Genomic DNA, 12,258 nt, shown 5'->3' with positions numbered 1-12,258 from the left:
GGCGAGCAGATCAATGCCTTCTTAACCCACTTAGCGGTGGAGGAGAGGGTGGCGGCGTCCACGCAGAACCAAGCTCTCAGTGCGCTGTTGTTCCTTTACCGAGAAGTTTTGCATCTGGAGCTAGACCTTGACCTAGACGCCGTACGAGCCATGCGCTCAAGCTATTTGCCTACGGTCTTAACCCCTGAGGAGGTCAAGGCTGTCATTGTGCATCTGTCTGGGATCTATCGCTTGGTGGTGCAGGTGCTGTATGGCAGTGGCTCGAGGTTGGCAGGAGCTCAGCAGCTCCGGGTTAAAGATGTGGATTTTGCCCAACGGCAACTGGCGATTCGCAATAGCAAAGGGATGGAGAGCCGGTTAACGATGCTGCCAGAAACCCTAGTGGAACCTTTGCAAGAACACTTGCCCTGGGTCAAGCGACAACATCAGCAGGACTTGGAATAAGGATACGGCTCTGTCTATATTGCCCTTTGCTTTGGAGCGCAAGTATCCCAAGGCAGAGCGGGAGTGGAGCTGGTAAATTGCGAATTGTTACATGTGTAACGGCTCTTAACGAACCCAGTTCCGGTTCTCTGGTAGAACGGGAAACAGGCGCTAGGGAAGAATGCCCATTCCCGGCCCACTTGCTTTTTTGCATTGCACAAGGGAGAGCGACTGCATGTTTACTCTGGTTAAGCCCATCACCCGCCACGTGACCCCTGCTGAGCTGGGGGGGCGCCGACTGATGAAGGTGGTGTACGTGGTGTTGGAGCCGCAGTATCAGAGTGCCCTGACGGCGGCGGTGCAGCGCATCAATGCCCAGAACCCCAAGCTGGCGGTGGAGCTGTCTGGTTACTTGGTGGAGGAGCTGCGGGATCCCGCGGGGTATGAGGCTTTCCGGCGGGATCTGGAGACGGCCAATGTCTTTATCGGCTCCTTGATCTTCATTGAGGACATTGCCCAGAAGGTGGTACAGGCAGTAGAACCCCTGCGGGAGCGGCTGGATGCGGTGGTGGTGTTCCCCTCCATGCCAGAGGTGATGCGCCTTAATAAGCTGGGATCCTTTTCCATGGCGCAACTGGGCCAATCTAAGAGCGCCATTGCCCAGTTCATGCGCAAGCGCCAACAGGGATCCAACTTCCAAGAGGGGATGCTGAAGCTGCTGCAGACGCTGCCCAAGGTGTTGAAGTACCTGCCCTTTGACAAGGCCCAGGATGCCCGCAACTTCATGCTCAGCTTCCAGTACTGGCTGGGCGGATCCCGCGAGAACCTGGAGAACTTTTTGCTGATGCTGGCGGATCGCTACCTGCCGGGGATGCGGGATCAGGTTAAGTTTGCCGAGCCGGTCACCTATTTGGAGATGGGCATTTGGCACCCGCTGGCGCCGCAGATGTTTGCCAGCCTGGCGGAGTATTGGGATTGGTACAACGCCCGCGAGGATCTGCCAGAAGACGTGAAGGATCCCCTGGCCCCCTGTGTGGGGCTGGTGCTGCAGCGCACCCACCTGGTGACGGGGGACGATGCCCACTACGTGGCCATGGTGCAAGAGCTGGAGTCGCGCGGGGCGCGGGTGGTGCCGGTGTTTGCCGGCGGCTTGGACTTTTCCAAGCCGGTGAACGAGTTTTTCTGGAACGAGCAGAAGACGACGCCAATTGTGGATGTGGTGGTGTCGCTGACGGGGTTTGCCCTGGTGGGCGGGCCGGCGCGGCAGGATCACCCCAAAGCCGTGGAGGCGCTGCAACGGCTCAATCGCCCCTACATGGTGGCGCTGCCCTTGGTGTTTCAATCCACAGAGGAATGGGCCACTAGTGACTTGGGCCTACACCCGGTGCAGGTGGCGCTGCAGATTGCCATCCCTGAGCTGGACGGGGCTATCGATCCCATCATCCTCTCGGGCCGGGACGCCGCCACCGGCAAGGCCCATGCCCTACAGGATCGGATTGAGCTGATTGCGGCGCGGGCCATCAAGTGGGCCAATCTGCGGCGTAAGCCCAAGCTGGAGAAGAAAATTGCCATCACCGTCTTCAGCTTCCCGCCGGACAAGGGCAATGTGGGGACGGCGGCCTACTTAGATGTGTTTGCTTCCATCCACCGCGTCATGCAGGCGCTGGCCCACAACGGCTATGACCTGGGGCCAGAGCTGCCCAAAACGCCGCAGGAGTTGATGGAGGCCATCCTGCACGATGCCCAGGCCCAGTACGCCAGCCCGGAGCTGAACGTGGCTGCCAAGCTGTCGGTGCGGGAATACGAGGCCCTGACGCCCTATGTCAAAGCCATTGAAAAATATTGGGGGCCACCCCCAGGGCACCTGAACACCGACGGGCAGAATCTGCTCATCTACGGCAAGCACTTTGGCAACGTGTTCATCGGGGTGCAGCCCACTTTTGGCTACGAAGGGGATCCCATGCGGCTGCTCTTTTCCAGGTCGGCCAGCCCCCACCACGGTTTTGCCGCCTACTACACCTATTTGGAGAAAGTTTGGGGAGCCGATGCGGTGCTGCACTTTGGCACCCATGGCTCTTTGGAGTTCATGCCGGGCAAGCAGATCGGCATGTCGGGCGAGTGCTACCCGGATAATTTGATTGGATCCCTGCCCAACTTGTACTACTACGCGGCCAACAACCCCAGCGAGGCCACCATCGCCAAGCGGCGCGGCTACGCCTGCACCATCAGCTACTTGACGCCGCCGGCAGAAAATGCCGGCCTCTACAAGGGGTTGCAGGAGCTGCGGGAGTTGATTGGCTCTTACCAAACCCTGCGGGAGGGGGCACGGGGCATTGCCATTGTCAACGCCATCTGTGACAAGGCGCGCCTGGTCAACCTGGACAAGGACGTGGAGCTGCCGACGGTGGATGCCGGCCAGCTCACCCTGGAAGAACGGGACACGGTGGTGGGCCAGCTCTACGCCAAGCTAATGGAGATCGAGTCGCGGCTGTTGCCCTGTGGGCTGCATGTGATCGGGGCGCCCCCTACCGCAGAGGAAGCCATCGCCACCCTGGTCAGCATCGCCAGCATCGACCGCCCAGAAGAAGGGATCCTTGGCCTGCCGCGCATTATTGCCCAGAGCCTGGGCCGGGATATCGACGAGATCTACCGCAACCGGGATCGGGGGCACCTGGCGGATACGGAGCTGCTGGATCGCATCAACAAGGCCTGCCACAAGGCAGTGGCGGCCCTGGTGCAGGAGCAAACCGACGCCCAGGGGCGGGTCTCCAGGGTAGCTAAGCTCAACTTCTTCAACATGGGGCGGCAGGCGCCCTGGCTGGTGGCCCTCAAGGAGGCGGGCTATCCCCAGGTGGATGCAGAGCTGCTCAAGCCTCTGTTTGAGTTTTTGGAAGAGTGCCTTAAGCAAATTACGGCTGACTACGAGCTGGGATCGCTGCTGCGGGCCTTGGAAGGGGAGTACATCCTGCCGGGGCCGGGCGGGGATCCCATCCGCAACCCCAATGTATTGCCGACGGGGCGCAACCTGCACGCTTTGGATCCCCAGTCCATCCCCACGGCAGCGGCCATCAAGTCGGCGGAGATCGTGGTGGAGCGGCTGCTAGCCCGCGAGTTGAGCGCCAACGGCGGCAGGTACCCGGAAACCATCTCGGTGGTGCTCTGGGGCACGGACAACATCAAGACCTATGGGGAATCGCTAGCCCAGGTGCTGTGTTTGCTGGGGGTGCGTCCCAAGCCGGATGCCCTGGGGCGGGTGAACAAGGTGGAGCTCATCCCCCTGGCGGAGCTGGGGCGGCCCCGCATCGACGTGGTGGTCAACTGCTCCGGCGTGTTCCGGGATCTCTTTGTCAACCAAATGGCTCTCCTCGACCGGGCGGTGAAGCTGGCGGCCTTGGCCGACGAGCCGCTGGAGCTGAACTTTGTGCGCAAGCACGCCCTACAGCAGGCCAAGGAGCTGGGGCTGACGCTGGAGCAGGCAGCAACGCGGGTCTTTTCCAACGCTTCCGGCTCCTACTCGGCCAACATCAACCTGGCGGTGGAAAACAGCTCCTGGGAAGACGAGAGCGAGCTGCGGGAGATGTATCTATCCCGCAAGTCCTTTGCCTTCGGCTCCAATCTGCCCAACCAGCAGATGCGGCAGCTTTTTGAGGCCAGCCTGAAAACGGTGGACGTTACCTTCCAGAATCTGGATTCCTCGGAGATCAGCCTGACGGATGTCAGCCACTACTTCGACTCGGATCCCACCAAGCTGGTGCAGAGCCTGCGCCCGGACGGCAAGGCCCCCTCGGCCTACATGGCGGATACCACCACGCCCAACGCCCAGATCCGCACCCTGAGCGAGACGATCCGCCTTGATGCTCGCACCAAGCTGCTCAACCCCAAGTGGTATGAGGGCATGCTCAAGCACGGCTACGAAGGGGTGCGGGAGATCGCCAAGCGGCTGGTGAACACCTCCGGCTGGTCGGCCACGGCAGGCGCGGTGGACAACTGGATCTACGAGGAAACCAACGAGACCTTCATCAAGGACGAGGCGATGCGGCAGCGGCTGATGAACCTCAACCCCCACTCCTTCCGGCGCATCGTCGGATCCCTGTTGGAGGTGCACGGGCGTGGCTACTGGCAGACTTCCCAGGCCAATATTGAGCGCCTGCAGGAGCTGTACCAAGAAGTGGAAGACCGGATCGAGGGGGTGGAATAGGGGCCAAAGGGGATCCCTGCCGATCGTTGGCGCCGTTGCCACTGGAAGAGGGGTGCGGGAGTTCTACCCCAGCAACCCCGACCAGTGCAGGTAGGCTTCCACCAGGGGGGATCCCGCCAAGGCGGCCACGGCACCGCCCAGAGCCAAGTAGGGGCCGAAGGGGATGGGTTTGCCCAGGCGGGCCTTTCCTTTAGTCATGGCCAGCAGGCTGCCCAGCAAGCCAAAGCCGGAACCCAAAAGGAGAGTCACCACGACTCCTTGCCAGCCCAGCCACATGCCGATCAGAGCCAGCAGCTTGCCATCTCCTCCGCCCATGGCCTCCCGCTGCAAAACCCAGCGGGCAACAAAGCCAATGCCCTCCAGCAACCAAATGCCCAATACGGCCCCCGCGATCCCGGCCACCAGCGACAGGCCCATGGCCGCCAGGGATCCGGATCCTTCCAGCCAGGGCAGCGCCAAGCGGGCCAGCAGCCCCGCCACCAAGCCGGAGCGGGTGAGCGCTTCCGGCAGCAAGAACGTGTCCAGATCAACCAGCGCCAGGGCCAGCAGCCAGCCCAACAAGACACAGGTGAGGATCCCGCGGGGGGAAAAACCCAAGATGGCGATGCTGAGGCCAAACAGCCCCAGGGTCAAGGCTTCAACGGCAGGGTAGCGCCAGCTAATCTGCGCACCGCAGTGGCGGCAGCGGCCCCGCAGCAGGAACCAGCCCAGAATGGGGATGTTCTCCGTCGGGCCCAGCGGTGTTTTGCAGTGGGGACAATGGGATCCAGGATAGAGCAGAGAGAGGCCCCGCGGCAGGCGATAGACTACCACATTGAGAAAGCTGCCCACACAGGCTCCTAGCACCAACACCAGCACCCAGCCCAACAGGCGCAGCTCCCAGATGCCGTTCGCGTCGGCGTTGCTCAGCCACATTGCGCAAGCGCTGCGTAGCAGGAGAGAAGGTTGAGCATGGCAACCACTTCAAAAGGGCAGGAGAAGAACGGGAGAGGAGCCCTTCTGCCTCACCGCAGCGGCTCCAACTGCTGCAGCGGAATAAAGGTTTCTTGGGGCAGCAGAATGGGAAACTCAGAAAAGATCAGATCCCCTCTCAGGGTACGGCGGTGGATGACCACACCCCGCGGCGGCTGCTCCAGCACCTCCGGTCGATGCTGGAGATGAAATTGATAGATCTGACGAGCTGCTTGCAGCAACGCGCTGTCCATGTGCGGTTTCCCTACCTTGCGAAGCCCACTATTACCCTAACGATGTTCCCAAAGTCGCTTGGGATCCCTAACGTTCTGTCCGCCCTCTTTGAGCTTTTTTAGAAACGCTTAAGGTTCCTTAAAAGAGCCTTAAAAAGCGAGGATCCCTTGAACCGTTCGCACAAACGGAATGGAGTCTCTACACCTGCTCCTCCCCAAAAGACAAGCTGAGCCAGCCTGGCCCTGGCAAGCCTAAACCCAGGATATCGCCGCCGGGGGGTTATGGGCCATCTCCGCCCACTCAATTCCCAATACTCTTTAGGGAACGGGGGCATGCTTCTGGCAACCATGAAGCATTCTGGAGTTGTCGGCAGCCGGCTCAAGACGGTTTGCCCTCAGGGCTGGGGGAGATCAAGTTTGGGCCCATGCTGTAGGAAGAGCCACGGTAACTGGGTTTGGGGTTAAGCTTGTCTTGGAAGCGGGTGATGATCTGGATGGTGCGCTGCACGTCTGCCGGAAAGATCACCACCAGGTCTCCGGGTTCGGCCTTTTCCAAAGCAGTTTCGATGGCAGTTGCCTCATCCAGGATCTCCTGCAAGCGATCCCCTGCCTTTTCCTGTTCCCAACCCTGCCGGATCAGAGCGGCCACTTCGCCTGGCTCCCGTCCCCGCCGGTCATCATCTTCTTTGACGATGGCTCGGTCGAACATCCGCGCCGCCAGGACTCCCAACTCTCTCAGATCGCTGTTGCGCCGATCCCCGGGGCCGCCAATCACGCCAATCTTCCGCTGACAATCCCAGCGTTCCAGGGTGCTCTGAATGGCCTCGTAGCCTGCCGGGTTGTGGGCGTAGTCCACCAACACCTGGTAGCCGCCCACATCGAACAAGTTGAGCCGACCGGGGGTTTGAGCCACAGAACTGGTAAAGGTGCCCAGTGCCATGCGGATGTCGTCGATGGAAACCCCGTGCAGGAAGGCGGCCAGGGTGGCGGCCAGGGCATTTTGGATCATGAAGCTGGCCTTGCCGGAGAGGGTGAGGGGAATGTTGGTTACATCTTCGATGCGCAGTTTCCAGCCCCGTTTCAAAATCGAGATGTGACCCTCCTCATAAACAGCCGCTGTGCCCCCGGAAGCAATGTGCTTTTGAATGAGGGGATTCTCCGGGTTCATGCTGAAATAGGCCACCGTCGCCTTGACGTTGGCGGCCATGGCGGCCACCAGGCCGTCGTCGGCATTTAAGACGGCGTAGCCCCGCTCGTGTACCGCCTCCACCAAAACCGATTTGACGCGGGCCATGTCTTCCAGGGTTTCGATGTCCCCCAGCCCCAGGTGATCTGAGGTTACGTTGAGCACCACGCCAATGTCGCATTCCGGGAACCCCAAACCCTCCCGCAAGATACCGCCCCGTGCCGTTTCCAGCACCGCCACTTCTACGGTGGGATCCCGCAGTACCAGGCGGGCGCTGTGGGGGCCGGTCATGTCTCCCTTGGCAATTTGATGGTTTTGAATGTAAACGCCGTCGGTGGTGGTAAAGCCGACCCGCTTGCCGATACCTTTGAGGATGTGGGCGATCAGGCGGGTAGTGGTGGTTTTGCCGTTAGTGCCGGTGACGGCCAGGATGGGGATACGGGTGTGGCTGCCGGGGGGAAAGAGCATGTCGATGATGGGCTCGGCCACATTGCGCGGGATCCCTTCGCTGGGGGCCAGGTGCATACGCAAACCCGGAGAGGCGTTCACTTCGACGATGCCGCCGCCGGTTTCGTTGACGGGCTGGGCGATGTCCGGGCAGATGAGGTCGATGCCCGCCACATCCAGGCCGATGATCTGAGCTGCCCGCTCGGCAATAAAGGCATTGTAGGGGTGGATGATATCGGTGCAATCGACGGCAATGCCGCCGGTGCTCAGGTTGGCCGTGGACTTGAGGGTGCAATGCTCTCCTTCGGGCAGCACGGTATCCAGGGTGTAGCCTTTGCTCTCCAGGATGCGCAGGGTCATGTCGTCAACGCTGATCTGGGTCAGCACGTTTTCGTGACCAAACCCCCGCCGCGGATCCCGGTTGACCGCATCGATCAACTCTTGAATGGTGGAGCGGCCATCCCCCACTACATGGGCTGGGATCCGTTTGGCCACGGCCACCAGTTTGTTGTTGATCACCAGCAGGCGGTAGTCATCCCCCACCAGGTGTTGTTCCACCAACACCACATCGGAGTACTGGCTGGCCGCATCGTAGGCGATCTCGGCGGCCTCCAAGCTGGTGATGTTGACGGTGATGCCCTTGCCATGGTTGGCGTTGAGGGGCTTGATCACCACCGGAAAGCCCCCCACATCCTCGATAGTGGCCGCCAACTCGCTGCGACGCCGCACGGTGTAGCCCTTGGGCACCGGGATCCCCATGTCTTGCAGCAGTTCTTTGGTGGCCCGTTTGTCGGCGGCCAGGTCGGCGGCAATGATGCTGGTTTTTTCGGTGGTGGTGGCTTCGATGCGCTTTTGGTAGACTCCGTACCCCAGTTGCACCAGGGATCCCTTGTTAAGGCGGAGATAGGGGATGCCGCGCAGGGCGGCCTCATCCAGCAGAGCTTGGGTGCTGGGACCGAAGCGGACGTTTTCTCGGATCTCTCGCAACTCTTGGATGTCCAGCTCCAGGTCGCGGCGGTAGTCTTCTCCATCCACCAAGGCCTGACAGAGATACACTGCAGCTTTGGCGGCAAAGCGCCCGGCTTCTGCCTCCTGATACTCAAAGACGACGTTGTAGGTGCCGGGGGTGGAGGTTTCGCGGGTGCGGCCAAAATCCACTTTCATGCCGGCCAGGGTCTGCAGTTCCAAAGCCACATGCTCCACCACATGGCCCATGAGGGTACCCTCTTCCACCCGTTGCAAGAATCCCCCATAGCAGCCGCGGGAGCACTGATGTTCCCACAGTCCCGGCAACAAGGTCTGCAACCTTTCTTTAAAACCCGGAATGGTGTTGGTGGGGCGCTCCCGCAGGTCTTCCAGATCGAGCCGCATTTGGATCAGCTTGTGACGACGGATGCTCCAGTAGTTGGGGCCACTGAGAACGCGGATGGATCGAATGCGCATAGGGTTCAAGGAAAACGGTAGAGAGGGGAACAGACGACTGCTGCTTATCTGAGAAGGTTGGCGCGGGGAACTTCCTCGGCATCTGCGAGCCCTACCTGGTGCTGCAAAGCACTTGAACAGCTCGCCACGCGAACAGCCCTAATCTACACTCCCTTTGCCAGGGGCGAGAAAGAGTATCCTTTAATACGATTTTTTGGCAGGCGAGCAAGGTTAAGACAAGGCCATGGATCCCGCCTGAGGGCGACAGTACAGTGGGGGCAAACGTGCTGCGAGGAGATGGAAAGAACCTATCTGCTGGGGCTGGGCTGGATCCTGGGCCTGTTGCTGCGGGCCTGGCCGGCGGTGAGCGGCTGGGGCTGGGGGATCCCGCTGGGGCTGGGATTGGTGGGATCCCTGGGGTACCGGCGACGACCGCGTTTGGCCCGCACCTGGCTGGCGATGGGTCTGGTGGGCTGCCTGGCCTGGGCCTACCTGGGCTGGCGGCAGCCGGTTCCCGGCCCGACGGATATTAGCCTGCTGGCCCCGCAGCCGCAGATGAGCCTGGTGGGCACCGTTCTTGCGGAGCCCCGTTCCAGCCGCAGCGAGCGGCGGCAGTTTTGGCTTGAGGCGGAGCAGGTGTTGGAGGCCAACTCCACCGCTCGCCAGGTGAGCGGCAAGCTCTACGTCACTGCCACCCCTGAAGCTCTCCCAAGCCAGGATCTCCATCCCAACCAGCGGGTGCGCCTGACGGGATCCCTCTACCTTCCCAGTCCAGCCCTGAACCCAGGCAGCTTTGATTTTCAGGTCTATCTGCAGCGGCAGGGGGCTTTTGCGGGGTTCAGCGCTCGCGAGGTGATTCCCCAACCGGGCGGGAGGGGCTGGGGAGGTTGGGTGTTGCGGCGGCGGGTGCGGGAGGCGTTCATTGCCGGGCTGGGGGAGCGGCAGGGGAACCTCTTGGCTTCCCTGGTGCTGGGATCCCGCGCTGCTCAACTGGACTTTGATTTGCAGGATGCCTTTCGAGAAGTTGGCCTGGCCCACGTCCTGGCGGCCTCTGGGTTTCACGTGTCGCTGCTGGTGGGGGTGGTGTTCGTCCTGACGCGGCGGCTGCCGGTGCGCCTGCAGCAAGGGATCCTCCTGGCGGTCTTGGGGATTTACCTCACCTTGACGGGGTTTACGCCTTCGGTGCTGCGGGCGGCGGTAATGGGGGTGGCGGCCATGCTGGTACTGACGGAGCCCAGACTGGAAGGAAAAGTCAGGCTTAACCCCCTGGGGACGCTGCTGGTGGCGGCAGTTTTGCTCTTGATCTACCAGCCGCTGTGGATTACCGATCTGGGGTTTCAGCTTAGCTTTGCCGCCACCTTGGGGCTGCTGGTGGGGACGGCGCCGATCGTGTCCCGGCTGGACTTTTTGCCGCCGGCGGTGGCTACCGCTCTGGCCGTTCCGCTGGCCGCCCAGATCTGGACCCTGCCGCTACAGGTGGTTATCTTTGGCCGCATCCCCACCTACTCGCTGCTGGCCAACCCGCTGCTATTGCTTCTAGTAGTGCCGCTGCTGGTGGCAGGGTTTGGGGCGGCCCTGGTGGCCTTGATCTGGCCGGGGCTGGGATCCCTGCTGGCCCGGCCCTTGACGTTTTTGCTCACGCCTTTGATTAACTGGGTGAGCTGGATGGCCGGCTGGCCCCTAAGCTCCTACTACACCGGCAGGGTCTCGTTGCTGCAGTGCCTGCTCCTCTACGGGGCGCTGGTGGCCCTGACCTTTTGGCCCCGCTGGCGGCGGGCTTTCCGCTGGCAGGGTACTGCTCTGGTTATGGCCGCCATCCTGCTGGGGCCAAGGCTGTGGCCGGGGCCGCCAGTTCAGATCACGGCTTTGGCCAGTGGCCGTATCCCCATCCTGGCCATCCAAGCCGAAGGACGCCATCTCTTACTGAACAGCGGCGATCCCCGCTTGGCCGAGCGCACGGTGCTGCCCTTTTTGCGGCAGCAGGGCCTGCGCCGTCTGGAGGGGGCGGTGGCCATGACCTCTGCCGGCTCGGCCAATGGGGGCTGGGAGATCCTGCTTTCGGCTTTCTCCATCGGGCAGTTCTGGGATGGGGGCGGCGTCAATGCCGCCTCGGACAGCTACCTGCGCTCCCTCAGCGCCGTGCAAGCAGCCGGGATCCCCTATCAAGTCTTGCGGCCTGCGGATTGGATCCCTTTTTCGGAGCGGCTGAAGCTGCAGGCTGTCCACACCAACCCTCTGGTGTTGACCCTGGAGGCGGAGGGATCCCGTTGGCTGCTCTTGGGATCCGCCGGCACCAACGTCCAGGCTGAGCTGACCGGATCCCCCCTGCTGCCGGCCCAGATCGACTGGCTGTGGTGGGATGGGGGATCCGTGATCCTGGACTTGCTGGAGCGCTTTCAGGTGCAGGCGGGCATCAGCTCCGGCCCTGTTGGCGAGGCAGTAGCCACCTGGTTTCGGCAAAAGCAGCGGCCCCTCTACATCGCCGATCGCGTTGGAGCAGTGAGCTGGTCGCGGCGGGGCGTGCAAACCCTGAGGGCGCAACTGGACGGATAGGTGGATCCCCTGCGCCCTCTCCCCTTGTGTACGCGACAGCGCAGCGTTGGATCAAAGTGCTGGATCAACAAAACGCGCGGGATACCCCACCGTCTATACGGTGGGAAGGGATAGCGCCCAACATACTTAGCATGACCCAAGCTCTGACTACCTCTTGCAAGCTCAAGGTGTCTGCGTCGCAAGCCACAAAGCTGGATGCGACCAAGGCCTACGGCCGGCTGACGCGAACAGAGGGGGACAACTGGAATGGACAGCAGTTGAACCAGGTCAGAGACCACTACTCCCGCTTGAGAGCGGTTCTGCAACGCAAGGCCAGTCAGGGCACACGCAGTTCTCGGCGCAGATGCCGGGAGCTGCTGCAACGGCTGTCTGGCAAGAAAAGACGCTTTCAAGCTTGGGTAAACCACTGCATCTCCACTCGCGTCAGCGGGACGGAGTCCTTGTGGGCCTGCTTCAGGGCTACCAAAAAAACCACCCGCCTTATGCGGTGGGGTAGTTTATCAGGTTTTTGCAGACGAGAGGGATCCCTGTTACGCAAAGGGTAATTGCAGCGGCTGCAGTCGGTGTTGCTGGAAAGCTCTGTACTGGGCAAGGATTGGCAAAGACTGTAGTCATGGGCTGTAGCCAACCAGCCTCGGCTAATCTGAGCCACCGTAGGAGTTTTGACACTCCCCCGGCTGAAGTTGGGGAAGGCTTACGCAGTCCACAGTTGGACTCGTAAAGGCGCTGTCAAGACGCCCCTAGACAGTTCCTAGAGACAAAGCCTCAAGGTTCCGCTTGCTTACTGGCTTTCGGTACTGTCCGGGTTTTTCACCGGGGTAGGTGCTGACTTAAGATTACAACAT

Annotated in this window: 6 protein-coding genes and 1 pseudogene; 4 read left to right on the top strand and 3 right to left on the bottom strand. The window is 61.5% G+C overall.

What is annotated here, in order from left to right:
- Both NW857_RS04730 and NW857_RS04725 read left to right on the top strand, forming a co-directional pair.
- Positions 1 to 444, top strand: a 444-nt coding sequence (locus NW857_RS04730) for a phage integrase N-terminal SAM-like domain-containing protein (protein ID WP_414368112.1), incomplete at its 5' end; no start/stop codon positions are given.
- Positions 445 to 658: 214 nt separating this feature from the next.
- Positions 659 to 4,621, top strand: coding sequence for a magnesium chelatase subunit H (locus NW857_RS04725; RefSeq protein ID WP_414368110.1), 3,963 nt, complete (start codon positions 659 to 661; stop codon positions 4,619 to 4,621).
- A 63-nt stretch (positions 4,622 to 4,684) separates the two neighbouring features.
- Here NW857_RS04725 and NW857_RS04720 read toward each other — a convergent pair whose 3' ends face one another.
- The 3 genes from NW857_RS04720 to cphA all read right to left on the bottom strand — a co-directional run bounded on the left by NW857_RS04720 (position 4,685) and on the right by cphA (position 8,881).
- Positions 4,685 to 5,536: a prepilin peptidase gene (locus NW857_RS04720; protein ID WP_414334331.1), complete on the bottom strand. Its 852-nt coding sequence runs from the start codon at positions 5,534 to 5,536 to the stop codon at positions 4,685 to 4,687.
- A gap of 89 nt (positions 5,537 to 5,625) precedes the next feature.
- On the bottom strand, positions 5,626 to 5,826 hold the full coding sequence (locus NW857_RS04715) for a hypothetical protein (RefSeq protein WP_414330572.1): 201 nt from the start codon (positions 5,824 to 5,826) through the stop codon (positions 5,626 to 5,628).
- 358 nt (positions 5,827 to 6,184) lie between these two features.
- Entirely contained in the window at positions 6,185 to 8,881 is a 2,697-nt protein-coding gene (gene cphA / locus NW857_RS04710; RefSeq protein WP_414334332.1) for a cyanophycin synthetase, read from the bottom strand.
- A gap of 276 nt (positions 8,882 to 9,157) precedes the next feature.
- On the opposite strand from cphA, the gene NW857_RS04705 reads away from it, so the two are divergent.
- On the top strand, positions 9,158 to 11,413 hold the full coding sequence (locus NW857_RS04705; RefSeq protein ID WP_414368107.1) for a ComEC/Rec2 family competence protein: 2,256 nt from the start codon (positions 9,158 to 9,160) through the stop codon (positions 11,411 to 11,413).
- A 227-nt stretch (positions 11,414 to 11,640) separates the two neighbouring features.
- Positions 11,641 to 11,838 (top strand): annotated as a pseudogene (locus tag NW857_RS04700) (RNA-guided endonuclease TnpB family protein); the annotation flags it as partial.
- Positions 11,839 to 12,258 lie beyond the last annotated feature (420 nt).

Source organism: Synechococcus sp. H55.9, assembly GCF_047462355.1.
Classification (GTDB): domain Bacteria; phylum Cyanobacteriota; class Cyanobacteriia; order Thermostichales; family Thermostichaceae; genus Thermostichus.
Note: the sequence above shows the minus strand (reverse complement) of the source record. Positions and strands in the feature narration are given on the sequence as shown.